At 62.1% G+C, this 21,653-nt stretch carries 27 protein-coding genes; 8 read left to right on the plus strand and 19 right to left on the minus strand.

The genetic code is table 11. The features are described from left to right. The first annotated feature begins 11 nt into the window (after nt 1-11). Nucleotides 12-836: an ion transporter gene (locus tag ACP7C6_RS12855; protein ID WP_028615697.1), complete on the plus strand. Its 825-nt coding sequence runs from the start codon at nt 12-14 to the stop codon at nt 834-836. A 105-nt stretch (nt 837-941) separates the two neighbouring features. Further along, nucleotides 942-1,946 (plus strand): sulfate ABC transporter substrate-binding protein, encoded by a 1,005-nt coding sequence (locus tag ACP7C6_RS12860; protein ID WP_016979582.1) that lies wholly within the window; start codon nt 942-944, stop codon nt 1,944-1,946. A 129-nt stretch (nt 1,947-2,075) separates the two neighbouring features. On the opposite strand, the gene ACP7C6_RS12865 is transcribed toward ACP7C6_RS12860, so the two are convergent. After that, on the minus strand, nt 2,076-2,690 hold the full coding sequence (locus tag ACP7C6_RS12865) for a DUF5666 domain-containing protein (protein ID WP_323989805.1): 615 nt from the start codon (nt 2,688-2,690) through the stop codon (nt 2,076-2,078). 171 nt (nt 2,691-2,861) lie between these two features. Between ACP7C6_RS12865 and ACP7C6_RS12870 the strand changes: the two genes are divergently transcribed. Next, entirely contained in the window at nt 2,862-4,058 is a 1,197-nt protein-coding gene (locus ACP7C6_RS12870; protein ID WP_073859992.1) for an MFS transporter, read from the plus strand. A 155-nt stretch (nt 4,059-4,213) separates the two neighbouring features. Here ACP7C6_RS12870 and ACP7C6_RS12875 read toward each other — a convergent pair whose 3' ends face one another. Further along, complete coding sequence (locus ACP7C6_RS12875; RefSeq protein ID WP_426108828.1) at nt 4,214-4,618, minus strand: type II toxin-antitoxin system HicB family antitoxin; 405 nt, start codon at nt 4,616-4,618, stop codon at nt 4,214-4,216. Nucleotides 4,619-4,629: 11 nt separating this feature from the next. Beyond that, complete coding sequence (locus tag ACP7C6_RS12880) at nt 4,630-4,818, minus strand: type II toxin-antitoxin system HicA family toxin (RefSeq protein ID WP_073859991.1); 189 nt, start codon at nt 4,816-4,818, stop codon at nt 4,630-4,632. Between the two features lie 182 nt (nt 4,819-5,000). On the opposite strand from ACP7C6_RS12880, the gene ACP7C6_RS12885 reads away from it, so the two are divergent. Further along, nucleotides 5,001-5,879 carry a LysR family transcriptional regulator gene (locus ACP7C6_RS12885; RefSeq protein ID WP_426108829.1) on the plus strand — a complete coding sequence of 293 codons (879 nt, stop codon included), beginning with the start codon at nt 5,001-5,003 and terminating at the stop codon, nt 5,877-5,879. A 36-nt stretch (nt 5,880-5,915) separates the two neighbouring features. Here ACP7C6_RS12885 and phnP read toward each other — a convergent pair whose 3' ends face one another. The 13 genes from phnP to ccmA all read right to left on the minus strand — a co-directional run bounded on the left by phnP (nt 5,916) and on the right by ccmA (nt 15,446). Beyond that, a complete protein-coding gene (gene phnP / locus ACP7C6_RS12890; RefSeq protein ID WP_426108830.1) occupies nt 5,916-6,665 on the minus strand; it encodes a phosphonate metabolism protein PhnP in 750 nt (249 codons plus the stop codon). After that, entirely contained in the window at nt 6,656-7,228 is a 573-nt protein-coding gene (gene phnN, locus ACP7C6_RS12895; RefSeq protein ID WP_068935727.1) for a phosphonate metabolism protein/1,5-bisphosphokinase (PRPP-forming) PhnN, read from the minus strand. The genes phnP and phnN overlap by 10 nt, the downstream gene beginning before the upstream one ends. Beyond that, nucleotides 7,228-8,004 (minus strand): alpha-D-ribose 1-methylphosphonate 5-triphosphate diphosphatase, encoded by a 777-nt coding sequence (locus tag ACP7C6_RS12900; protein ID WP_410525306.1) that lies wholly within the window; start codon nt 8,002-8,004, stop codon nt 7,228-7,230. The genes phnN and ACP7C6_RS12900 overlap by 1 nt, the downstream gene beginning before the upstream one ends. Nucleotides 8,005-8,096: 92 nt before the next feature. Then, nucleotides 8,097-8,492: a hypothetical protein gene (locus ACP7C6_RS12905; RefSeq protein ID WP_028615689.1), complete on the minus strand. Its 396-nt coding sequence runs from the start codon at nt 8,490-8,492 to the stop codon at nt 8,097-8,099. Between the two features lie 14 nt (nt 8,493-8,506). After that, nucleotides 8,507-9,694 (minus strand): c-type cytochrome biogenesis protein CcmI, encoded by a 1,188-nt coding sequence (ccmI, locus tag ACP7C6_RS12910; RefSeq protein WP_122686725.1) that lies wholly within the window; start codon nt 9,692-9,694, stop codon nt 8,507-8,509. Next, nucleotides 9,687-10,160 carry a cytochrome c-type biogenesis protein gene (locus tag ACP7C6_RS12915; protein WP_028615687.1) on the minus strand — a complete coding sequence of 158 codons (474 nt, stop codon included), beginning with the start codon at nt 10,158-10,160 and terminating at the stop codon, nt 9,687-9,689. The genes ccmI and ACP7C6_RS12915 overlap by 8 nt, the downstream gene beginning before the upstream one ends. Next, on the minus strand, nt 10,157-10,693 hold the full coding sequence (locus ACP7C6_RS12920; protein ID WP_068935731.1) for a DsbE family thiol:disulfide interchange protein: 537 nt from the start codon (nt 10,691-10,693) through the stop codon (nt 10,157-10,159). The genes ACP7C6_RS12915 and ACP7C6_RS12920 overlap by 4 nt, the downstream gene beginning before the upstream one ends. Further along, nucleotides 10,690-12,678: a heme lyase CcmF/NrfE family subunit gene (locus ACP7C6_RS12925; RefSeq protein ID WP_236318031.1), complete on the minus strand. Its 1,989-nt coding sequence runs from the start codon at nt 12,676-12,678 to the stop codon at nt 10,690-10,692. The genes ACP7C6_RS12920 and ACP7C6_RS12925 overlap by 4 nt, the downstream gene beginning before the upstream one ends. Nucleotides 12,679-12,681: 3 nt before the next feature. Beyond that, entirely contained in the window at nt 12,682-13,137 is a 456-nt protein-coding gene (ccmE, locus tag ACP7C6_RS12930) for a cytochrome c maturation protein CcmE (RefSeq protein ID WP_426108831.1), read from the minus strand. Beyond that, the gene (gene ccmD, locus ACP7C6_RS12935; RefSeq protein ID WP_010211791.1) at nt 13,134-13,310 is read right to left on the minus strand and encodes a heme exporter protein CcmD; all 177 of its coding nucleotides are present in this window, start codon (nt 13,308-13,310) and stop codon (nt 13,134-13,136) included. Before ccmD ends, ccmE begins: the two co-directional genes overlap by 4 nt. Then, the gene (locus tag ACP7C6_RS12940; protein ID WP_028615683.1) at nt 13,307-14,062 is read right to left on the minus strand and encodes a heme ABC transporter permease; all 756 of its coding nucleotides are present in this window, start codon (nt 14,060-14,062) and stop codon (nt 13,307-13,309) included. Before ACP7C6_RS12940 ends, ccmD begins: the two co-directional genes overlap by 4 nt. Nucleotides 14,063-14,145: 83 nt before the next feature. Further along, nucleotides 14,146-14,814: a heme exporter protein CcmB gene (gene ccmB, locus ACP7C6_RS12945; protein ID WP_003189951.1), complete on the minus strand. Its 669-nt coding sequence runs from the start codon at nt 14,812-14,814 to the stop codon at nt 14,146-14,148. Beyond that, entirely contained in the window at nt 14,811-15,446 is a 636-nt protein-coding gene (gene ccmA / locus ACP7C6_RS12950) for a cytochrome c biogenesis heme-transporting ATPase CcmA (protein ID WP_426108832.1), read from the minus strand. The genes ccmB and ccmA overlap by 4 nt, the downstream gene beginning before the upstream one ends. Before the next feature lie 200 nt (nt 15,447-15,646). On the opposite strand from ccmA, the gene ACP7C6_RS12955 reads away from it, so the two are divergent. Together ACP7C6_RS12955 and ACP7C6_RS12960 are read left to right on the plus strand one after the other, a co-directional pair. After that, complete coding sequence (locus ACP7C6_RS12955) at nt 15,647-17,224, plus strand: flagellar hook-length control protein FliK (protein WP_068935754.1); 1,578 nt, start codon at nt 15,647-15,649, stop codon at nt 17,222-17,224. Beyond that, entirely contained in the window at nt 17,221-17,550 is a 330-nt protein-coding gene (locus ACP7C6_RS12960) for an EscU/YscU/HrcU family type III secretion system export apparatus switch protein (protein ID WP_028615680.1), read from the plus strand. Before ACP7C6_RS12955 ends, ACP7C6_RS12960 begins: the two co-directional genes overlap by 4 nt. A 1-nt stretch (nt 17,551) precedes the next feature. Here the strand turns inward: ACP7C6_RS12960 and ACP7C6_RS12965 are convergent, their stop codons facing one another. The 3 genes from ACP7C6_RS12965 to moaB form a co-directional block, all read right to left on the minus strand. Then, nucleotides 17,552-18,808 carry a hypothetical protein gene (locus ACP7C6_RS12965; RefSeq protein WP_353631659.1) on the minus strand — a complete coding sequence of 419 codons (1,257 nt, stop codon included), beginning with the start codon at nt 18,806-18,808 and terminating at the stop codon, nt 17,552-17,554. 102 nt (nt 18,809-18,910) lie between these two features. Continuing rightward, nucleotides 18,911-20,137: a molybdopterin molybdotransferase MoeA gene (gene glp / locus ACP7C6_RS12970; RefSeq protein WP_122686718.1), complete on the minus strand. Its 1,227-nt coding sequence runs from the start codon at nt 20,135-20,137 to the stop codon at nt 18,911-18,913. Continuing rightward, nucleotides 20,121-20,660, minus strand: coding sequence for a molybdenum cofactor biosynthesis protein B (moaB, locus tag ACP7C6_RS12975; protein WP_099586781.1), 540 nt, complete (start codon nt 20,658-20,660; stop codon nt 20,121-20,123). Before moaB ends, glp begins: the two co-directional genes overlap by 17 nt. A gap of 76 nt (nt 20,661-20,736) precedes the next feature. On the opposite strand from moaB, the gene mobA reads away from it, so the two are divergent. Together mobA and ACP7C6_RS12985 are read left to right on the plus strand one after the other, a co-directional pair. Then, nucleotides 20,737-21,339 carry a molybdenum cofactor guanylyltransferase MobA gene (gene mobA / locus ACP7C6_RS12980; protein ID WP_426108833.1) on the plus strand — a complete coding sequence of 201 codons (603 nt, stop codon included), beginning with the start codon at nt 20,737-20,739 and terminating at the stop codon, nt 21,337-21,339. Nucleotides 21,340-21,418: 79 nt separating this feature from the next. Beyond that, on the plus strand, nt 21,419-21,640 hold the full coding sequence (locus ACP7C6_RS12985) for a YgdI/YgdR family lipoprotein (RefSeq protein ID WP_010211805.1): 222 nt from the start codon (nt 21,419-21,421) through the stop codon (nt 21,638-21,640). Nucleotides 21,641-21,653: the final 13 nt, after the last annotated feature.

A 21,653-nucleotide genomic window follows, 5' to 3' on the forward strand; every position in this document is an offset into this window, starting at 1 on the left:
AGGCGGGATTTATGGACAGCAACAACGACTGGCGCCAGCGGCTCTACGTCATGGTTTTTCAAAGTGACACGGTCGCCGGGCGGCGCTTTGACGGCATCTTGCTGCTGATCATCCTCGCCAGCCTGGTGATCGTGATGCTCGACAGCATCGACCAGATACACCAGAACTACGCCGATGTGCTGGCCTATATCGAATGGGGCTTCACGCTGATCTTCCTGATCGAATACGGGTTGCGCCTGTATTGCTCGCCGAAGCCGTTACGCTATGCCTTCAGCTTTTATGGGCTGGTGGATTTGCTTGCCATCGTCCCCGGCATCCTCGCGCTGTATTACAGCGACGCGCAGTACCTGCTGATCATCCGCATCATCCGGATGTTGCGGATCTTCCGCGTGCTCAAGCTCAGCCCGTACCTCAAGCAGGCCAACTACCTGATGGCGGCGCTGCGCGGCAGCAAGCAGAAGATCGTGGTGTTCCTGGTCAGCGTGTGCACCCTGGTGACCGTGTTCGGCACCTTGATGTACGTGATCGAAGGCCCGGAGCATGGCTTTACCAGCATTCCCAAGGGCATCTACTGGGCCATCGTGACCCTGACCACCGTTGGCTTTGGCGACATCGTGCCAAAGACGCCGCTGGGCCAGGTGATCTCGTCGCTGGTGATGATCACCGGTTATTCGATCATTGCCGTGCCCACCGGGATTTTCACCGCTGAACTGGCGAGTGCCATGCGCGGCGAACAGCTGCAAACCGACTGCCCAGTGTGCAAGAAGAACAGCCATGAGCCGAATGCCGCCTTCTGCTCGCGCTGCGGGAGTAACCTTTTCCGTAAAGTGGAATAAGCAAAGTACGTTTTAATCTTTAAACGTCTATGCGGCGCCCGCTATAGTCGCTGGCAAATTGCCCCTACTCAATCGACCACCTTCTCGAACAACAAGGAATGAGCAGTGAAAAAACTCGTTAGCGCCTCCCTCCTGGCCGCCGGCCTTGCCCTGGCGGGCGCCGTCCAGGCCGCCCCCGTCACACTGCTCAACGTCTCCTACGACGTGATGCGCGATTTCTACAAGGACTACAACGCTGCGTTCCAGAAGCACTGGGAAGCCGAGCACCCGAACGACAAACTGACCCTGCAGATGTCCTTCGGCGGCTCCAGCAAACAAGCGCGCTCGGTGATCGACGGTCTGCCGGCTGACGTGATCACCATGAACATGGCCACCGACATCAACGCGTTGGTCGACAACGGCAAACTGGTGCCGGACAACTGGGTCACCCGCCTGCCGAACAACAGCGCACCGTTCACCTCCGCCACCGTATTCATCGTGCGCAAAGGCAACCCGAAAGCTCTGAAAGACTGGCCGGATCTGTTGAAAGACGGCGTGCAGGTGATCGTGCCCAACCCGAAAACCTCGGGTAATGGCCGCTACACCTACCTGTCGGCCTGGGGCTATGTGCTGAAGAACGGCGGCGACGAAAACAAGGCCAAGGCCTTTGTCGGCAAGCTGTTCAAACAAGCACCGGTGCTGGACACCGGCGGCCGTGCCGCTACCACGACCTTCATGACCAACCAGATCGGCGACGTGCTGGTGACCTTTGAAAACGAAGCGGAAATGATCGCCCGTGAATTCGGCCGCGATCAGTTCGAAGTGATCTACCCAAGCGTCTCCGCCGAAGCCGAGCCACCGGTATCGGTGGTCGACAAAGTGGTCGAGAAGAAAGGCACCCGCGTGGCGGCTGAAGACTACCTGAAGTACCTGTGGTCGGCGGAAGGCCAGGAAATAGCGGCCAACAACTACCTGCGTCCACGTGATCCCAAGGTGCTGGCCAAGTACACCGACCGCTTCCCGAAAGTCGACTTCCTGTCGGTAGAGAAGACCTTTGGTGACTGGCGCACGGTGCAGAAGACCCACTTCAATGATGGTGGGGTGTTTGACCAGATCTACTCCGGTCAATAACTGAATAAACGCAGTAAAACAGTGGGAGCGGGCTTGGTCGCGAATGCGGTGTGTCAGTCAACAGATTCATTGGCTGATCCACCGCATTCGCGAGCAAGCCCGCTCCCACATTTGGTTCTGCGCCAGACTTTACATTGGCGGTGTCACACCATCTTTACCGGCTGAGATGGCCTGCGCGGTAATGGTCCCATCCGCCCCCTGCGCCGCAAACAACACCACCTTTACCCCCGCCTTGAGCAAACTGCGATCCCCCGGCTCCAGGTTGACGATCGGCACATCCTCCGGCACCACGATCTTCTGTTCGCCGCCTTTGTACTTCACGGTCAAGGTGCGCCCGTTGCTCACAACCAGGTCGCCGACGGTGCCGTTGGTCATGCTGCTGCCTTCTTTGAGGTCGAACGCGCGATGCCCGTCGCCCGTGCCGGCCATGGCCGGTGGGAAGACGTGCACTTCCAGCGCGGTCAGAGTGCCATCGGCGTTGGGCATGGCGGCGGAGCCAATATAGCTGCCCGGCTTGATCTCATCGATCTTGGCCAGGGTAACCGCGCGCACCTGAGTGCCTGGGGTCAGGTGCACGATGACGTCTTCGCCGCTGTTGACCTTGACGTGCATCGCGTCGCCTTCCATCGCGGTAATGGCCCCGCGTACGCCCACGCGGGGAGCCTCGGCAGCCTGGGCCAGGCCTACGGCCATCGCAGCGGCCAGGGTGGAAGCCAGGAGCATCTTGTTCAACGTGATCTTCATGGGATTTCCTGTTTCGGCAGTTGTTTCTGAATGTATCATTACCCTTCGCGCAGAAAGTTAACGATTCACTCATCATTACCGGGCATGAGTGTTATCACTGCCAGCGGCCTACCCGGGCTACGGTGTTGTCTTTAGGCTCGCCCCACTTTCCTTCGCATTTATGAGAACACCATGAACGCTACCTCCCACGCTACAACCACCATGACCCGGAGCATGGTGATGCTGTTTGCGTTTTGCTGCGGCGCCATCGTTGCCAATATCTACTATGCCCAACCGATCATCGAGCTGATCGCGCCGGACATCGGCCTTACGCCTGCGATGGCCAGCCTGATCGTCTCCTTGACGCAGATCGGTTACGCCCTGGGCCTGTTTTTCCTGGTGCCACTGGGTGACCTGTTGGAAAACCGCAAGCTGATGATCGCCACCACCGTACTGGCCATCGCCAGTCTGCTGGGTGCGGCGTTTACCGAGCAGCCGAATCTGTTCCTGTTGGTATCGCTGCTGATCGGCTTCAGTTCGGTGTCGGTGCAGATCCTGATCCCGCTGGCTGCGCACCTGGCGCCCGCCGAATCCCGTGGCCGCGTGGTCGGCAGCATTATGGGTGGCCTGTTACTCGGCATCCTGTTGGCTCGGCCGGTGTCCAGCGTGGTGGCGGACCACTTCGGCTGGCGCGCGATGTTCATGGCGGCGGCGGCGTTGATGGCGTTTATCAGTGTGGTGTTGCTGATCACCATCCCCAAGCGCCAGCCCGACCACAGTGCCACCTATGGCCAGTTGCTGCGCTCCCTCGGCACCTTGTTGCGTGAGCAACCGGTATTGCGCCAACGGGCGTTTTATCAGGGTTGCATGTTCGCCACCTTCAGCCTGTTCTGGACCGCTGCCCCACTGGAGCTGGCGCGCAACCACGGATTGAGCCAAAGCGAGATCGCGCTGTTTGCTTTGGTCGGCGCGCTGGGCGCCATTGCCGCGCCCATCGCCGGCCGCCTGGCCGATGCCGGCCATACCCACCGCGCGTCGTTGCTGGCCATGCTGTTTGCGGCGCTGAGTTTTCTGCCGGCCTTCGTGCACCCGTTGTACAGCGTGATTGGCCTGGCCGTGACCGGAGTGGTCCTGGACTTCTGCGTGCAGATGAATATGGTGCTGGGCCAACGCGCCATCTACGCGCTCGACGCCAACAGCCGCAGCCGCCTGAACGCGCTGTACATGACCAGCATCTTCATTGGCGGCGCCTTCGGCTCCGCGATTGCCAGCAGCGTGTATGAACACGGCGGCTGGCTGGGCGTGATGCTGGTGGGCAGCGCGTTCCCCTTGATCGCGCTGCTGCGGTTCGTGAGTGCTTCACGTCAGGCCACGGTTGCCACTGCTTGAGGGACCGGAATTCCTTTGTAATTGAAACACTCGACAACACAAAGGCCCGGGCGGCATCGCGTTGTTTTGACGAGAGAAAAACAAAATCTAAAACAGCACCTCTCGCTCAACTACGCGATTTTCCCAACGGTCAGGACATATCCCTTAACGCTCCCTCAGGACCGCACCAGCTTCTCCAGCGCGGCATCCGCCAGGAAGGAGGAGCGGCTCTTGACCTTGTGCTCACGCACATACCGGTCGATGCGCTGGATGACGTAACCGGGCAAGGTCACATTGACCTTCTCGGTCTTGCCCAGGTAGGGCGAGATGTCCAGCTCCAACATCCCCCAGCCCATGCCAGCGTAGTCCTCGTGCGCGTGATGGTTGGCCACCGACGTCGGCATCGGAATCGTCCCGACTTCTGCGGCAATCTCTTGAAGCATGATGTGCGCGACTTCGACTGCGGCGTTGTAGGCCTCTTCAAAACTGTCCCCGGCGGTGACTGCGCCTGGGATATCGGGGATCTGGATACCGGTGGCGGTGAAGTCATCGCCCCATTCGATACAGATTGGGTATTGCATGAATGTTCTCCTTAAAACTGAAACAAGCCGGCGCGTTTCCTGATGCTTCTGACGGTGCCCAGCGGCAAGTCCTTCTTTGGATGGGGCACTGGAAGGGTGTAAGGGCTATAGCGATGAGTAAAAATATGATGACTTCCCGTGACCCGATCCAGCACCCAACCTGCCTCTTGCAGTTCCTTGATCAATAACCTGCTTTGCACCCGAGCCTCCTTGGCTTGGCCTGAATAAAAGTAACCCTAGAGTTATCTTTACTCAAGCACAAAATTCACACCCCTGACTGACGGCTGTTTTACTGAATATTGAAAGTACAACACGGGAAACGCATGACACCGGCAGCCCATCGCCTTAGGCTTGAGCGCCGCCCAGCCAACAGGAACACCCGATGGACCGTCTCACTGCCATGGAAACCTTCGTTCACGTCGTGGAGACCGGCTCCTTCTCGGCCGCTGCCAAGCGCCTGGGCATCGGCCAACCCGCCGTGTCCAAAAGCATCGCGCAATTGGAAGCACGCCTGGCCGTGCGGTTGGTGCTGCGTTCGACCAGGGGTCTGACGCCCACCGAGGCAGGCCTGGCGTTTTTCGAAAAAGCCAAGAGCGCGATTTTCGAAGCCGACGAAGCTGACGAGGCCGCCCGGGGCGCGGGTGCAGGATTAACGGGCAACCTGCGGGTCAGCGCCGGCGTGACATTCTCCCGTATGCGGATCATTCCCAACCTGGGCCCCTTCCTTGACCAGCACCCTGGCCTGAACATCGACGTGTTGCTCGACGACCGCATCCTCAACCTGGTTGAAGACGGCATCGACGTCGCCCTGCGTATCGGCAACCTGAGTGACTCCGGTCTTACTGCTCGCCGGCTTGGCCAAAGCCCAAGCCGGGTGTTCGGCACACCAGCCTACTTCGAACGTTTCGGCGAGCCACAAAGCCCGGCGGATATCCTCAACCACCAGGCCGTTATCTACAGCCTCGGGGAGAGCCCGCTCTGGCCCTTCAAACAAGGCCCTCACGAGCAGGCCATAGCTGCTCACGGGCGCTTGCGCGTCACTTCTTCCGAAGGCTTGCGCGCTGGCGTGCTCGCCCACCACGGCCTGGCGATGACGTCCGAATGGATGTTCGGCCCGGAATTGGCCAGGGGTGAGGTGAAGGCCGTGTTGACCGACTGGGAACTCCCGCCGAAGGATCTCTGGGCGGTATTACCGACGGGTCGAATGCCGAGTGCCAAGGCCAAGGCGTTTATCGAATACGTTGAAGGTTTAATGGTGTAGCGCCGGCAAGCCGGCTCCTGCGGGGTTGGAGGGTGTTCAGATGATCCGGTCATCCCAGCCGACCGTGACATGCCGTGGCAACGCGTGGCGATGCTCCAGCAACCACGCATCCAACGTATGCCCCACATGGGTCAGCACCCCCAATTGCGCACCGGTTTCCTCAATGCTCTGCAACGCCAGCGTCAGGTCATTGTGATTTCGCGGCGCTTGCGGCTGCGGCGGCATGGAGCAATCCAGCACCAGCACGTCCAGCGGTTCGCGTTGCAACCAGGCCAGGGTCTTCGGTGGCAGGCCGACGGTGTCGGTGAGGTAGGCGATGCGTCGCCCCTCGCCTTCCAGCAGGTAGCCCAGGGTTAGCTTAGAATGCTGCAACGGCAACGCTGTGACGCTCAACTCGCCAAATTGGCGTGTTTCAAACTCGGCAAAGGGCTGGCTGAAATCCAGGATGCCCGGATGCTTGTACAAGTCCGACAACCCCTCCGGATCCGCTGGGCCGTGCACCGGAATCACCCACCCGTGCCCCCAGCGCAGGTGCAGCAAACCCTGGGCATGATCGGCGTGGTAGTGGGTCTGGAAAATCCCGTTGAAGCTGCGCGGCGGGAAGCGTTCGGTGAGGTCGGGCAAACCGCTGTCGATCAGCCAGCGCTGGTCGCCGCATTCGATCAGTGCACTGCACGGGCGGCGGCGCAGGCTTTCGTCGCTGTGCGCCAGACCGCACGAGGGGCATTCGCAGCCGTACACCGGGACTTGCCGCGCGTCACCGGTGCCGAGCAGCGTCAGGCGCATGCCGAGTGCCCGTGGTCGAGGCAGCACAGCAGGCGTTCGACCGTCTGTTCCAGCGGCCCGGAGTTGTCCAGTATGAACAACCCCGCCCCATGCCCCGCGATCAACTCAGCGGTGAACCGCGTATTGCGTGCCAGACGCGCCTCGATATCCGCCAGGGCCTCACGCCCGCGTGCGATCAAACGCTGGCGCAACACCGCCTGATCTACCGTCAACAGCAACACCAGCGACGTCGGATAACGCGCGCGCGTCTGTGCCAGGTGCGCGCGCGAACCGTTGACCAGCACGTCGTCCCCCGCCGCCAGCCACTCGTCGATCTCCTTGGGAATGCCATACGACAAGCCATTCGCCTGCCAGCTGAGGGCAAATGCACCCTCGGCCTGCAGCGCGGCGAACTGCTCCGGGCTGACCCCTTGCGCCGCCTCGCCCACCGCTTCCGCCGAGCGGGTGATAACGCGGCGCACGACGCGGCAACCGCGCTCGGCCAGGCGTGGGCGTGCAGCATCCAGCAGGCTGTCCTTGCCCGAGCCGGAGGGCCCGATGAGATAGATCAACCTGCCTGCCATCAAAACACCCTCTTCGCTTGTCGCCATACTTGTTGCACCACAGGCAGCCCTTCGCGGCTGCGGGCCTGGACCAGGTCGGCACGCAGGCCGATGGCGATTTCGCCGCGATCGCCCAGGCCGGCAGCTTTTGCCGGCGCCAGGCTGATCATCTTGACCGCTCGCGACAGGTCGCCGTCGTCCTGCTGGTCCGCCAGCACGAAGGCTGCCTGCAACAGGCTGGCCGGGTAATAGTCGCTGGAAAGTATATCCAGCAATCCCTCGGCCGCCAGGCCGGCGGCGGCCACATTACCTGAGTGCGACCCGCCGCGCACCACGTTCGGCGCGCCCATCAACACTTTCATGTCCAGCGCCTGGCAGCCCTTCGCCGCTTCCAGGGTAGTGGGGAATTCGGCGATGGTCATGCCGTAGCGCGCCGACTCTTGCACATGGGCCAATGTCGCATCGTCGTGGCTGGCGACGGACAGGCCGCGCGCCAGGCAATGCTCGACGATGGCGGCGCGATAACGGTCGCTGTACGCCAGGGAGTTGGCATCGAGCACCGTGGTGATGCCCGCTGCGATGATCTGCGCATCGTGGCTGAGCACGGCCGAGGTCGACGGCCAGTCCACGCCGGGGCGCGGGGTCATGTGTTTTTCCAGGTTGTCGGTGTGCAACTCCACCAGGCCAGGCAAGAGGAAATCGCCGCCCAGGTCTTGGGCCTGGGGCAACTGGCTACGGCCTTCGGCGAGGTCGACGATCTTGCCGTCGCGCAGATTCGGTTCCTGACACGCCGCCATCGCGGGCAAGCCCGGCTCCCACAGGTGATCTTCATTGGATTGGAGAACGTGTTTCACAGGCATGAAAAAGGCGACCCTAAGGTCGCCTTTTGTCATTGTGCGTATTGCTTGCTCAGTCCCGGCGGCACGCCTTGCACGTCGGTCTCTTCCCACGGCCCGTTCGGGCTGATCGAGCGGCTCCAGCCGTTGCTCCAGCGGTAATACGTGCGCTGGCGGTAAAAGGTGTCGGGCTGTTCTTCCAGCACATACACCTGCATCTTGCCGTCCCAGTGGCTGGCAGCGCCCGGTGGTGGGGCGAAGGTCGGCGATTTGGTCGGCACGGGTTTCGGTGCTGGAGTCACCGGGCCCGAGGGCTTGGTGCTCGGCTGGGTCGACGGGCCTGACGGAGGAATGGTCGGGCCGGTGGGCGCGGGAGGTGGGCGGTGGACCGCACAAGCGCTCAGGCCGAGTACCAGGCTGAGCAAGGTGATGCGTGCAAATGCGGTCATAGGCGTTTCCTCGATTACTTGTCCGGACTGTCGATGGTCAGCTGCTGCACGGCAGTGGTGCTGCTGGCCAAGGGTTGGCTGCGGCCGATCCATTCGCCAGCGGTCGGAACACCAGCCCGGGATATGCGCGCAACCAGTTGGACTTCGGGGAAGTTGGACAGTTTCAATTGCGGCATCATCGCGTCGGCATCGCCGAGTTCGACGGTGATCGGCAGCTCGGCGACGGTGACGCGCTTGGCCGCCAATGGCGCCGGTGGGCCGGAGACCGCGCGGGCGAAGATGAATACGCTGTCAGTGGGCAGGGCTTTGGCCTTCACGTCGGCGCTCAGATCCACCCGAACTTTCATCGCGGCTTTTTGAGGGGCGACGGTGCCGCCGTTTTCTTTCAGCTTCTCAGCTGCGCGATCAATGCCACCTTGCAGGGCTGCACGGGAATTGTCTTCCGGTGGCAGTTGCGCCAACAGCCGGTTCCAGTAGTCGATCGCTTCCTGATAACGCTGGCCTTCAAACGCCGCAATACCGAGCAGACCAAGGCTGGTGACTTCCTTCGGATCCAGCTTCAACGCTTCATCGGTCAGCGCCTGAACCTTGGGCGACCACTGTTTATTGTCGGCAAAGTATTGCGCCTGGGCCCACTGGCCGAGCAGTTCCGGCTGGCGTCCGGCCAGCGCTACGGTGCGTTCGAAGACTTTGGCCGCATCGGCGGAACGGTCCTGGGCCATGTAGGCGCGACCGAGGAAGTACAGGCCTTCCGCCGAGTCCGGCTGGGCGGCGGCGGCGCGTTCCAGGCGCTGGGTCATGTCTTCCATAGACACTGGCGGCTGGGAGAATTCGCGGGTCAGTTCAACCTTGTCGCTGGCGCCGTAATGCAGGTACAGCGCAACGCCCAGGACAGGCACCAAAAACGCCGCCAAAAATGGCAATGGCTTGCCCAGGCGCGATTCGCGGGGTTTTTCCACGCCTTCGGTATCGGCCAGCAATTCGCGGGCGGCTTCGGCGCGGCCCGTGTCGAGTTGAGCGGCGTTGAGCACGCCTTCGTCCTGCTGCACTTGCAACTCGGCCACTCGTTCTTGGTAGAGCGCAACGTTCAGCGCGGTGCGATCCTCTTCACGCTGGGCACGACGGCCGCGCAGTACAGGGATCAGCAGGAAACTCAGGGCAATCAGAAGCAGCAAACCGGCTGCGAGCCAGAAATCAATCATCAGTCTTGGTGTCCAGCAATTGGTCGAGGCGTTTACGCTCATCTAAGGACAGCGCGTCGGAACCGTCAGTCGGCGCGGCGCGGCGGCGGCGCACGATCACGGCCATGACGACGACGCCAGCCAACAATAGTCCGGCAGGGCCGAACCACAGCAGCGCGGTCTTGCCGGTGAGGGCCGGCTTGTAGCGCACGAAATCACCGTAGCGGTCGACCATGAAGTCGATGATCTGCTGGTTGTCCTTGCCCTCCCCCAGCATGCGGAAAATCTCTTTGCGCAGGTCGGCGGCGATGGGTGCGTTGGAGTCGGCGATGTCCTGGTTCTGGCACTTGGGGCAGCGCAGTTCCTTGGTCAATTCGCGAAAGCGCTCGCGGTCACCGTCCTTGGCGAATTCGTAGGTGTCGATGGCGGCGTGGGCGACGCCGACCAGTCCAAGCGCCAGCACCGCAGCGGCTAACAGACGCTTCATGGCTTGGCCTCATCGACTAGCGCCTGGTACTTGGCGGCCAGTTGCTCGCGCCACACCACCTCGTCGATCACGCCGACGTACTTGTCGCGGATCACGCCTTTGGCATCGATGAAGAAGGTTTCCGGGGCGCCATAGACGCCGAGGTTCAGGCCGAGGTTGCCGTCTTCATCACGGATATCCAGCTGGTACGGGTTGTGGAACTCGGCCAGCCACTTCAAGGCCGCCGCATTGTCGTCCTTGTAGTTGATGCCGTAGATCACTACGCCCTTCTCAGCGAGCTTATTCAGCACCGGGTGTTCGACGCGGCAGGAGATGCACCAGGTGCCCCACACGTTGACCAGTGCCGGTTTGCCCAGCAGGTCGGCCTGGGTAAGGGTTTTATCGCCCTGCACGGCCGGCAACGAAAACGCTGGGAACGGTTTGCCGATCATCGCCGAAGGCAGCTCGGCCGGGTCCAGGTACAGACCGCGGTAAAGGAACACGGCCACCAGCAGAAACATCGCCAGCGGCACAACCATCAACCAACGCTTCATACCGCCGCTCCTTGCAGGCCCAGCGCTTCACGCACCCGGCTCTTGACCTTGACCCGATAACGCCGGTCCAGCGCGGCCAGCAAACCACCGAAACCGGTGAGCAGGCCGCCGAACCAGATCCAACGAACGAACGGTTTGACGTGCACGCGCACGGCCCAGGCGCCGTCGCCCAAGGGTTCGCCCAACGCCACATACAGGTCGCGGGTGAAACCGGCGTCGATGCCGGCTTCGGTCATCATCGAACTCTGCACGGTGTACAGGCGTTTTTCCGGGTGCAGCACAGCGATTTCCTTACCGTTACGGACGACGCGCACCGTGCCTTTGTCCGACGTGAAATTCGGCCCTTCGAAGTGCTTGGCACCCTCGAATATGAAGTGGTAACCGGCCAGGTCCATGGACTCACCCGGCGCCAGGCGCAGGTCGCGCTCGGCGCTGTTCTGGCTGGAGAGCACCACGCCTAGGGCACACACGGCGATGCCGATATGGGCTATCTGCATGCCCCAGTAGCTGCGGGTCAGGGTTGGCAGGCCTTTGATCAGGCCTTTGTGGCGGGTCTTGTCGAAGAGGTCGCGCACGCCGGCCAGCAATACCCAGGCGGCGAGCAGGAAGGTGGCGAGTACGGCCCAGTTGAAGTCGCCGTAGGCAAACCCGGCGAACACCGCCAAAGCCACGCTGCCCAGCAGCACCGGCATCAGCATGCCCGCCAGCCATTTCACCGGGGTGTCTTTCCAGCGCACCAGCACGCCGACGGCCATCACCACCATCAACAAGCCCATCAATGGAATGAACAACGCGTTGAAGTACGGCGGGCCGACAGACAGTTTGGCGCCGCTCAGGGCATCCAGTACCAACGGGTACAGCGTGCCGAGCAGGATCATCGACGCGGCCACCACCAGCACCAGGTTATTGCCCAGCAACAGGGTTTCCCGCGACCACAGGTTGAAACCGACCTGGCTCTTGACCACTGGCGCGCGCAGGGCGAACAGCGTCAGGGAGCCACCGACCACAAACAGCAGGAAGATCAGGATGAACACACCACGTTCCGGGTCGGAGGCGAACGCATGCACGGAGGTCAGCACGCCCGAACGCACCAGGAAAGTGCCAAGCAGGCTGAGGGAAAATGCCGCGATGGCCAGCAACACGGTCCAGCTTTTGAACACGCCGCGTTTTTCGGTGACGGCCAGCGAGTGAATCAGCGCCGTGCCCACCAGCCATGGCATAAAGGAGGCGTTTTCCACCGGGTCCCAAAACCACCAGCCGCCCCAGCCGAGTTCGTAATAAGCCCACCAGGAGCCAAGCGTGATACCAATCCCGAGGAACGCCCAGGCGACGATGGTCCACGGCCGCGACCAGCGCGCCCAGGCCGCATCGAGACGCCCGCCGAGCAGGGCGGCGATGGCGAAGGCGAAGGCCACCGAGAAACCGACGTAACCCATGTAGAGCATCGGCGGGTGCACGATCAGGCCGATGTCTTGCAGCAGCGGGTTGAGGTCATGCCCGTCCGTAGGAATCTGCGGCAGGATGCGGCTGAACGGGTTGGACGTCATGATCAGGAACAGCAGGAAGCCGATGCTGATCATGCCCATCACCGCCAGCACCCGCGCCAGCATGACTTGCGGCAGTTGGCGCGAGAACACCGACACGGCAAAGGTCCAGCCGCCGAGAATCAGCGCCCACAGCAGCAGCGAACCTTCGTGGGCGCCCCACACGGCGCTGAATTTGTAGTACCAGGGCAAAGCGGTATTGGAGTTATTGGCGACGTAGGCGACGGAAAAATCGTCAGTCATGAAGGCGTAGGTCAGGCAGCCAAAGGCGAACAGCAGAAACGCAAACTGGCCCCAGGCCGCCGGTTGCGCCAGGCTCATCCACAGGCGGTCGCCGCGCCAGGCGCCGAGCAGCGGCACCACGGCCTGGACGACGGCAAAGCACAGGGCGAGGATCATCGCCAACTGGCCCAGCTCCGGAATAAACAGTGCGGACGTCATGGCTTAGCCCTCCTTGGCAGGCATTGGCGCGGATTGGCCGCTGTCTTTCAGGGCCTTGGTGACTTCCGGCGGCATGTATTTCTCATCGTGCTTGGCCAGCACTTCATCGGCCACCACCACGCCGTCGGCGTTGAGCTTGCCCAGGGCGACGATACCTTGGCCTTCGCGGAACAAGTCCGGGAGGATGCCGCGATAGGTGATGGTCACGGCTTTGTTGAAGTCGGTGACAACGAAGGTCACGTCGAGGGAATCACCGGAACGCTTCAGCGAGCCTTGCTCCACCATGCCGCCGGCGCGAATCCGTGTATCGACAGGGGCTTCGCCATTGGCGATCTGGGTCGGGGTGTAGAACAGGTTGATGTTCTGCTGCAGGGCACTCAAGGCCAGGGCCACGGCAATGCCAACGCCGGCCAGGATGGCAAGGATGATCAACAGACGCTTTCTACGCAGCGGATTCACTTATCGGTCTCCCGGCGCAGACGACGCGCCTCTTGTTGCAGGTAACGCTTGCGGGCCAGGATCGGCGCGGCGACATTGAGGGCCAGCACCGCCAGGCAGATGCCATAGGCCGTCCAGACATAGAGGCCGTGATGGCCCATGGCGAGAAACTCGCTGAAAGAAGCAAAACTCATGCGCGCGCTCCCAGGCTGTTTTGCACTTCGGCCTTGACCCAGCTGGCGCGGGCTTCACGCTTGAGCACCTCGAGGCGCATGCGCATCAGCAGCACGGCGCCGAAGAAGCAGTAGAACCCCAGCACCATCAATAGCAGCGGCGCCCACATCTCTACCGGCATCGCCGGTTTTTCGGTGAGGGTGAAGGTGGCGCCCTGGTGCAGGGTATTCCACCACTCCACCGAGTATTTGATGATCGGGATGTTGATCACGCCGACAATCGCCAGCACCGCGCAAGCCTTGGCCGCGCTGTCACGATTGCTGATCGCGTTGCCCAGGGCAATCAGACCGAAGTACAGGAACAGCAGGATCAACATGGACGTTAGTCGTGCATCCCACACCCACCACGAGCCCCAGGTGGGTTTGCCCCAGATCGCACCGGTGACCAGCGCCACGGCGGTCATCCACGCACCGATGGGCGCGGCGCATTGCAGGGCCACGTCCGCGAGCTTCATCTTCCACACCAGGCCGACGATGCCGCACACCGCCAGCATCACGTAGCAGGACTGGGCCAGCATCGCGGCGGGAACGTGGATATAGATGATGCGAAAGCTGTTGCCTTGCTGGTAATCCGGCGGCGCGAAGGCCAGGCCCCAGACCAGGCCGATGCCAATCAGCAACACGGCGGCGACGCTCAACCACGGCAGCAGCTTGCCGCTGATGCCATAGAACCATTTGGGCGAGCCGAGCTTGTGAAACCAGGTCCAGTTCATTGCTGTTTCCATCACGGTAGCTTTTCGTCGTTGCGAAAAGCTTAGGGTCTTTACTGGTTAAGACAACGCTTAACCAGACCTCATTATTCGCCGACGCTGATCTTCAGGCCGGCCGCTATAGCAAAGGGTGTCAGGGTTACCGCCAGGGCGGTCAGGCTACCAAGCCACAAGAGGTAACCGGTCGCCGGCATGCCCATGAGCGCGGCCTGCAAAGCACCGCTGCCCAGGATCAACACCGGGATATACAGAGGCAGAATCAACAGGGCCAGTAACAGGCCACCCCGCTTCAAGCCCACGGTCAACGCTGCGCCCACCGCCCCCAACAGGCTGAGCACCGGCGTACCGAGCAACAAGGACAGGAGCAACACCGGCAGGCATTCGACGGGCAAGCCCAGCATCATCGCCAGCAGCGGCGAGAGCAAGACTAGCGCCAAGCCGGAAAAAGCCCAGTGTGCCAGTACCTTGGCCAGTACCAGAAGTGGCAGAGGGTGCGACGAAAGGACCCACTGTTCCAGGGAACCGTCTTCAAAATCACTGCGAAACAGCCCGTCCAGCGAGAGCAGGACCGATAAAAGCGCAGCCACCCACACCAGTCCTGGGGACAAGGTTTGCAACAGTTTAGTCTCGGGGCCGACCGCCAACGGGAACAGCGCGATGACAATCGCGAAGAACACCAGCGGGTTGGCCAGTTCAGCCGGGCGACGGCAGAGCAAGCGCGCTTCACGAGCGACTAACAGGGCGAATACACTCATGCCGACCACCGCCCCAGGTCAAGATCACGATAGCCGGCGGGCATACGCGTCAACGTGTGGTGGGTCGTGAGAACGACCAGACCGCCCCGCTCGCAATGTTGGGCCAGGTGTTCTTCCAACTGAGCCACACCTTGTTTGTCGAGGGCGGTGAACGGTTCGTCGAGAATCCACAACGGCGGGCCCGGCAGATACAGACGTGCCAGGGCCACGCGGCGCTGCTGGCCGGCGGACAAGGTGTGGCAGGAAACGTCTTCAAAACCCTTGAGGCCGACAGCGGCCAGGGCCTGCCAGATGGCATCGCGGGAAGCCGGATGATGCAGGGCGCTGAGCCAGCTGAGGTTTTCTTCAGCGGTGAGCACGTCCTTGATGCCGGCGGCGTGGCCGATCCAGATCAAGTTGCGCGCAAGTTCGGTACGTTGTTCGTGGAGGGGCTTGCCATTGAGCCGAACTTCGCCTGCCGTCGGCTGCATCAGCCCGGCCAACAGGCGCAGCAAACTGGTCTTGCCGCTGCCGTTGGGGCCGCTGACCTGCACCATGTCGCCGCCCGCCAGCCGCAGTTCGAGGTGCTCGAACAGCAGGCGCAGGTCGCGTTCACAGGAGAGCGCTACGGCTTCAAGAAGAGGGCTGGTCAAAAGATCGCGGGCCTTTACGGTTCAAGTCGGCGGTGCAGCGGCCGTTAAAGAGAAATGCACAATAACGGCTTTGGCGACCGATTTTAGAGAGCTGGATCAAATAGTTGTGAGGTTTTTACCGCTCTCTTTGCAGACGGGCGGCATTATACATGTGATGCCCTACTCTAAAGAGGGCAATTTCCCCAGAGACCATGCGCGCGATGACCGGTGAGATCAACCTTCCTACGCTTCCACCCGCCCCGGCAGCCGGGCCCGGCCCTGCGCCTGCGGCCGGCGAGTTACTGAAACTGCTGGAGCCGCAGATCGGCCTGATCGACCCTGGGAAAACCGCGAACGCCGAAGTCATCGCCCTGAAACAAGGCGGTGAAGCCTTTCAGTTGCTGCTCAAGTTGACCCTTGAAGGCGGCCGTCAGACGCTGGTGCAGGCCAGCAGCCCACAGCCGCTGCCGTTGGGCAGCAATGTGGCGGTGAGCCAGACGCCCACCGGCAACCTGACCCTCAGCCTGCAACAGGCCTTGAGCGCCAATGTCGCCGCCCTCACCCGCATCGACACGAACCAGATGCCGGTGGGCACGCTGCTTCAGGCCAAGGTGCTGACCACCCAGATGTTGCCCCAGGGCACGGCGCAACCGGCGATCTATCGCTCGCTGGTTACCGTGCTCAACAGCGCACTGACCGGCGCGACCCTGACCGTGGAGAGCCCGCAGCCGTTGCGCGTCGGCAGCCTGCTCAGTGCCGTGGTACAGAACGCGCAGACTTTAAGCTTTGTGCCGTTGAGCGGACTCAAGGATCAGTTGGCCGTCACCCAACAACTGTCGACCCAGCAAAGTCGCCAGGGCTCGCTGGATGCCGTCTTCACTGCGCTGCAGAACCTGCCACGCGGCGACAGTACTTCCGCCGAGCTGCGCGGCGCCGCCGAGCGTTTACTCGCTGCCCTGCCCGACCTGGCGCAGGTCAGCAATCCCAAGGTATTGGCGCAAGTCATCCAGAACAGCGGTGCCTTTCTGGAAGCCAAGCTACTCGCGGGGCAAAACCCGCAAATCCCACCGCTGGACATGAAAGGCGCCTTGCTGCGCCTGGTCGCCGACTTGCTGCCGGCCCTGCCCGCCAGCACCAACATCAATGCCATCCTCGCTGCCAACACCCTGGCCCAAGTGCTGCCCAACTTCGTGCGCAGCCCTTTGAGCACCCTCGGCCAGGTCAGCGCCCGACAGATACCCGCAGGCTTCCCGCTGCCCGAGCGGCTGATGGCGAAACTGGAAGGCGAAGGCGACCTGGAAAACCTGCTGCGCCTGGCCGCTGGTGCCATCTCGCGGTTGCAGAGCCATCAGCTGTCGAGCCTGGAACAGACCGGCACCACCGCCGATGGCCGCCTGCAAACCACCTGGCAGTTGGAGATCCCCATGCGCACGTTGCAAGACATCGTGCCGTTGCAGGTCAAGTTCCAGCGCGAAGAGCCGGCGCCGGACAAGGATCAGCCTGAGCGCAAAGAGAAAAAGGACGCCAAGCAGATGCTCTGGCGCGTCGAACTGGCCTTCGACATGGAGCCGCTGGGGCCGCTGCAGGTGCAGGCGCAATTAAGCCAGGGCAAACTGTCCAGCCAGCTATGGGCCTCGCGGCCGTTCACCGCCAGTTTGATCGAGAGTCACTTGGGCAGCTTGCGCGAGCGCCTGGTGACATCGGGCATCAATGTCGGCGACCTCGATTGCCACCTCGGCACGCCGCCGCGCGGGCCGAAGACCGGACTGGAGCAACGCTGGGTGGATGAAACTGCATGAAAAACGCCAACCCACCGCGCCAGGCGATTGCCCTCAAGTACGACGGCCAGCAGGCGCCGACCCTGACCGCCAAGGGCGACGATGCCCTGGCCGAAGCCATCCTGAAGCTGGCGCGGGAAAATGAAGTGCCGATCTATGAAAACGCCGAGCTGGTGAAGCTGCTGGCGCGGATGGAGCTGGGCGACAGTATCCCGGAAGAGCTGTACCGCACGATTGCCGAGATCATTGCGTTTGCCTGGACGCTGAAGGGCAAGTTCCCGGTGGGGTATGACCCGCACGCCGCGCCGGTAGAGCGCGACGTGACCGAACGCGGGGATGACTACTGAATCAGCCCGGCACCACACTGGCCAACACGCGGGCCGCTACCGAGGTGGCAACCGGCTTGCGCTGAGCGTGCTGTTTCAACGCCTGCTCGAACGTCTGCCCCTCATACCGCCGCAATGCCGCACCAAACGCACTCGCCTGCGCAGGCGTAAGTGGAGCGCTGAAGGCCTCGATGAACGGCGCGTCAATCACGGTGTTGCGAACACGCTCTACCTCTGCCTGTACGGAACGGCTATCCCGGGCAGTGACCTTATCGAACAGGGCTTGATCCTTGATCACAAAATCCTTGGCACCGGGTGCGCGTTGAGCAACGAGCACATTCTGCTGACCGTTCCAGGCCGACAGTGAATACTCCTTAAGCCTGTCCTGACTGTTCTTGACCGACTCGATACTCGGGCCACGATGCTCCAGACCGGCACTGAAAAACTGGCTCAGGACATTGAAGTCCATCACCGCCTCATCGGTGCCGCGCTTGAGAATCCGACAGCACAAAGTCGCGAGGTCCACCTGGATATCGTGGAAATGCAACTTGGGTTCCTGGCTCAAGCGTGCGATATCGGCGATTTTCTGATTGAAATCGTTTGGCCACAGGTACAACGCATCCCGCGTCAGTGGCTGCCCCAGGCGCTTTTCCATGGGGCTCATGAACTGCTGAACCAACGCCGCGCCCTGGTCGTGCACCTGCAACATGCTCGTGCCGGGCATGCGGTTTTGGATCATGTTCTTGACAACATCGGTGTTGAGCGCGAACTGGCCGGTGAGAAAGGTGGTTTTACCCGCTGATGGCGCCCCCCGAACTATCGAGACATCCTGCAACAAGGCAGGTGCCGGGTCTTGAAGAATGGACTGGAATTGCGTCAGGTATTTTTCTGCCACCTGTGCGGTCAGGTGCTTCAGGATGTTGGCATTGAGGCTATCCACCTCGGGCAGCCAGACATTTTTCTTGCCCAGAGCCTGTGCAAGTGTCGGCAAGGTTTCGTCAGCCGCAGCCGGGTCGGCCCATCGCAGCCGCTCATTGTCCTGCAATCGTTGCAACTGCCCAGGATCACGCGTCAGCGCCTGCCAGGAGGTAATGCTCGGATCGGCGATCATGCAGGCAAGCCGCTCCCGATAAGTATTCTCGGAAAGCGGCGTGCCGATCAGTTGATTCAAAACCCCACGTGCAGTGCTTGAATTGATCGACGCTGCAGTGGGCAAGCCGGGTTCGGCGAGAGCGGGTGCCGCCACGCCAGGAACGGAAGTAGCAGGTTGGATAGTCATCGTCAGGCCTCCAGTAACCAAGACCCAGAAAATTAACCTGCCCGTTCTGGATGGCTCATAGGACTTATCTTGACTGTGCCCCCGCCACCGGTGAATTGTGTGTCAGCTAAATACCTCACTCAACGGAATGAAGTTGACCCGATCGCCGATAGCCAGCGTCGTGCCTTCCAACACCTCCACAAACCCTTCCGCCCACGCCGCACTGCGCAGCACACCGGAGCTCTGGTTGCGGTAGATGATCGCTTTGCCTTGCTCGACGCGACCGCGCAGGTATTCGCGACGGTTGCCTGGCTTGGGCCACTCGAACCCTACCGGCACTTCAAAGCGTAGCGGCTCGACGTCTTGCACCCCTTGGCGGCGCAGCAGATAAGGGCGTGCCAGCAGTGCGAACGTGACCAGCGTCGACGCCGGGTTGCCGGGCAGGCCGATCACCGGCACGCCACGGAAGTGGCCAAAGGTCAGCGGCTTGCCGGGTTTGATCGCGAGTTTCCACAACGCCAACTCACCCTCTTCACGCAGGGCGATCCCAAGGAAGTCCGCCTCGCCCACCGACACACCGCCCGTGGACAGGATCAAGTCGACACGGCCCAAACCGCCCAGGCGCGCGCGGGTTTGCTCCAGGTCGTCAGGCAGGATGCCAGCGTCAATCACTTCGCACCCCATGCGCGTAAGCCATGAGCACAGCACGCGTCGGTTACTGTTGTAGATCTGCCCCGGCCCGAGCGGTAAGCCGGGTTCGATCAATTCATCGCCGGTCGACAACACCGCCACGCGCGGGCGACGTATCACCGCCAAGCGATCATGGCCGAGGGACGCCGCCAGTCCCAGCTCAATCGGGCCCAGACGCGTGCCGGCCGACAATACCAACTCGCCTACGGTAGTTTCCTGGCCCTGGGGACGGATGTTCTGGTCGAGGTGCAGGGGCTCGGTGAAGCTCACGCGCTCATCGGCGTGGACCACGGCGTTCTCCTGCATTTCCACGCAGTCTGCCCCTTCCGGTACTGGGGCGCCGGTGAAGATGCGGGCGCAGGTGCCGGCGGCCAGGGGTTGTGGCGCCTGGCCTGCGAAAATGCGTTGGCTGACCACCAGCGGTTCGCCGGTCCAATCCGCCAGGCGCACGGCATAACCGTCCATGGCACTGTTTGGCCACGGCGGCAGGTCGAGGGTTGAGATCAAGTCTTGCGCCAGTACACGGCCGTCGCACTCCGCCAGCAGCAGGGCGTCCTGCTCACGAATCGGCGCGGCTTCGGCCATGGCCAGCAGTTGGGCCAAAGCGTCCTCTACCGGCAGCAGCGCGCCGGTCTTGCCGGGCTTACCCACGGGATTCACAGGGTTCGGCCTGTTTCAGGTGCGGGACGAAGTTGCATGGGCGGTGACGGTTGTCCAGTTGCTCGGCGAGGATGCCGTCCCAGCCGGTACGCACCGCATTGGTAGAGCCCGGCAGGCAGCACACCAGGGTGCCATTGGCCAGACCGGCCAGGGCGCGGGACTGCACAGTGGACGTGCCGATGTCGGCCACGGAAATCTGGCGGAACAGTTCGCCAAAGCCGTCGACCTGCTTATCCAGCAGGCAGCTCACCGCCTCGGGGGTGCTGTCACGGCCGGTGAAGCCGGTGCCGCCGGTGATCAGCACGACTTGCACCACATCTTCGGCGATCCAGTGGGCGACCTGGGCGCGAATTTTGTAGAGGTCATCCTTGAGCAGCACGCGCTCGGCCAGGTTATGGCCGGCGGCTGTCAGTCGGTCAACGAAGACCTGGCCGGAGGTATCGGTTTCGAGGTTGCGGGTGTCGCTGACGGTCAATACCGCGATATTCAGGGGTACGAAGGGCGCATCTGCCTTGGCTTTCATGGCACGGTCCGGTTGTCGAAGGAACAGCCCGATGTTATATCACAGCCCCCCCTTTTGCTGCCGCTGCGGAACTGCCATGCCTATCGATTCGTCCCCCCTGCCCTGTTCGGTTTTGCTGCTGTCCGGTGGGCGCGGCCAGCGTATGGGCGGCCAGGACAAAGGCCTGCTGGAATGGCGCGGCCAGCCGTTGATTGCACATTTACAGGGCCTGGTGCGGCCGCTCACGGATGACCTGATCATCTCGTGCAACCGCAACACGGAGCACTATGCCCTCTATGCCGACCAGTTGGTGAATGACGACAGCCCGGACTTTCCCGGCCCGCTCGCCGGCATCCGTGCGGGACTCGCCGCCGCACGCCATGCGCACCTGCTGATTTTGCCGTGCGATGTGCCGCTTATCGACGCTGGGCTGATCCAGGCGCTGCGTGAGACCGCGCAACGCGACCCGCTGCTGCCGGTGATGGTGCGCCATGGTGCGTACTGGGAACCGTTGATCTGCATCGTCCCCACCGGCCTGCGCGATGCGGTGGACAGGGCCTGGCACGCCGGCGAGCGCAGCCCGCGCAAGGTCCTCCTGCAACTGGGCGGCGTAGGCTTGGAGTGCCCGGCAGATGACCCGCGCCTGGCCAACCTTAATACGCCAGCGCTGTTACAGACGCCGTCGGGCGTGTCAGAATGAACCTCGCACAAGGAACTTTGTCGGCGCCCCGCGCGTCACAAGGTCAGCAATTAAAAAGTATTCTCTCGGAGACAAACTCATGACTCAACGGACCATCGCCGCTCTCATGCTTGCACTGGGCCTCGCCACCCTCGCCGGTTGCGCTTCGCCAACAGTGATCACCCTGAATGACGGTCGCGAAATCCAGGCCGTCGACACCCCGAAATACAACGAAGATTCGGGTTTCTACGAATTCGAACAACTTGACGGCAAGCGCACCCGCATCAACAAAGATCAGGTTCGCACCGTTAAAGACCTGTAAATCTTAGCGTTTG

The sequence above is a fragment of the Pseudomonas sp. TWR1-1-4 genome, from assembly GCF_049897165.1.
Classification (GTDB): Bacteria; Pseudomonadota; Gammaproteobacteria; order Pseudomonadales; family Pseudomonadaceae; genus Aquipseudomonas; species Aquipseudomonas canadensis.

What these genes read in the sequence shown, in the direction of transcription:
- ACP7C6_RS12855 (WP_028615697.1), top strand. Translation starts at nt 12, where the DNA reads ATGGACAGCAACAACGACTGGCGCCAGCGGCTCTACGTCATGGTTTTT.
- ACP7C6_RS12865 (WP_323989805.1), bottom strand. Translation starts at nt 2,690, where the DNA reads ATGAAGATCACGTTGAACAAGATGCTCCTGGCTTCCACCCTGGCCGCT.
- ACP7C6_RS12870 (WP_073859992.1), top strand. Translation starts at nt 2,862, where the DNA reads ATGAACGCTACCTCCCACGCTACAACCACCATGACCCGGAGCATGGTG.
- ACP7C6_RS12875 (WP_426108828.1), bottom strand. Translation starts at nt 4,618, where the DNA reads ATGCAATACCCAATCTGTATCGAATGGGGCGATGACTTCACCGCCACC.
- ACP7C6_RS12885 (WP_426108829.1), top strand. Translation starts at nt 5,001, where the DNA reads ATGGACCGTCTCACTGCCATGGAAACCTTCGTTCACGTCGTGGAGACC.
- phnP (WP_426108830.1), bottom strand. Translation starts at nt 6,665, where the DNA reads ATGCGCCTGACGCTGCTCGGCACCGGTGACGCGCGGCAAGTCCCGGTG.
- phnN (WP_068935727.1), bottom strand. Translation starts at nt 7,228, where the DNA reads ATGGCAGGCAGGTTGATCTATCTCATCGGGCCCTCCGGCTCGGGCAAG.
- ACP7C6_RS12900 (WP_410525306.1), bottom strand. Translation starts at nt 8,004, where the DNA reads ATGGCGGCGTGTCAGGAACCGAATCTGCGCGACGGCAAGATCGTCGAC.
- ACP7C6_RS12905 (WP_028615689.1), bottom strand. Translation starts at nt 8,492, where the DNA reads ATGACCGCATTTGCACGCATCACCTTGCTCAGCCTGGTACTCGGCCTG.
- ccmI (WP_122686725.1), bottom strand. Translation starts at nt 9,694, where the DNA reads ATGATTGATTTCTGGCTCGCAGCCGGTTTGCTGCTTCTGATTGCCCTG.
- ACP7C6_RS12915 (WP_028615687.1), bottom strand. Translation starts at nt 10,160, where the DNA reads ATGAAGCGTCTGTTAGCCGCTGCGGTGCTGGCGCTTGGACTGGTCGGC.
- ACP7C6_RS12920 (WP_068935731.1), bottom strand. Translation starts at nt 10,693, where the DNA reads ATGAAGCGTTGGTTGATGGTTGTGCCGCTGGCGATGTTTCTGCTGGTG.
- ACP7C6_RS12925 (WP_236318031.1), bottom strand. Translation starts at nt 12,678, where the DNA reads ATGACGTCCGCACTGTTTATTCCGGAGCTGGGCCAGTTGGCGATGATC.
- ccmD (WP_010211791.1), bottom strand. Translation starts at nt 13,310, where the DNA reads ATGAGTTTTGCTTCTTTCAGCGAGTTTCTCGCCATGGGCCATCACGGC.
- ACP7C6_RS12940 (WP_028615683.1), bottom strand. Translation starts at nt 14,062, where the DNA reads ATGAACTGGACCTGGTTTCACAAGCTCGGCTCGCCCAAATGGTTCTAT.
- ccmB (WP_003189951.1), bottom strand. Translation starts at nt 14,814, where the DNA reads ATGAGTGTATTCGCCCTGTTAGTCGCTCGTGAAGCGCGCTTGCTCTGC.
- ACP7C6_RS12955 (WP_068935754.1), top strand. Translation starts at nt 15,647, where the DNA reads ATGACCGGTGAGATCAACCTTCCTACGCTTCCACCCGCCCCGGCAGCC.
- ACP7C6_RS12960 (WP_028615680.1), top strand. Translation starts at nt 17,221, where the DNA reads ATGAAAAACGCCAACCCACCGCGCCAGGCGATTGCCCTCAAGTACGAC.
- ACP7C6_RS12965 (WP_353631659.1), bottom strand. Translation starts at nt 18,808, where the DNA reads ATGACTATCCAACCTGCTACTTCCGTTCCTGGCGTGGCGGCACCCGCT.
- moaB (WP_099586781.1), bottom strand. Translation starts at nt 20,660, where the DNA reads ATGAAAGCCAAGGCAGATGCGCCCTTCGTACCCCTGAATATCGCGGTA.
- mobA (WP_426108833.1), top strand. Translation starts at nt 20,737, where the DNA reads ATGCCTATCGATTCGTCCCCCCTGCCCTGTTCGGTTTTGCTGCTGTCC.
- ACP7C6_RS12985 (WP_010211805.1), top strand. Translation starts at nt 21,419, where the DNA reads ATGACTCAACGGACCATCGCCGCTCTCATGCTTGCACTGGGCCTCGCC.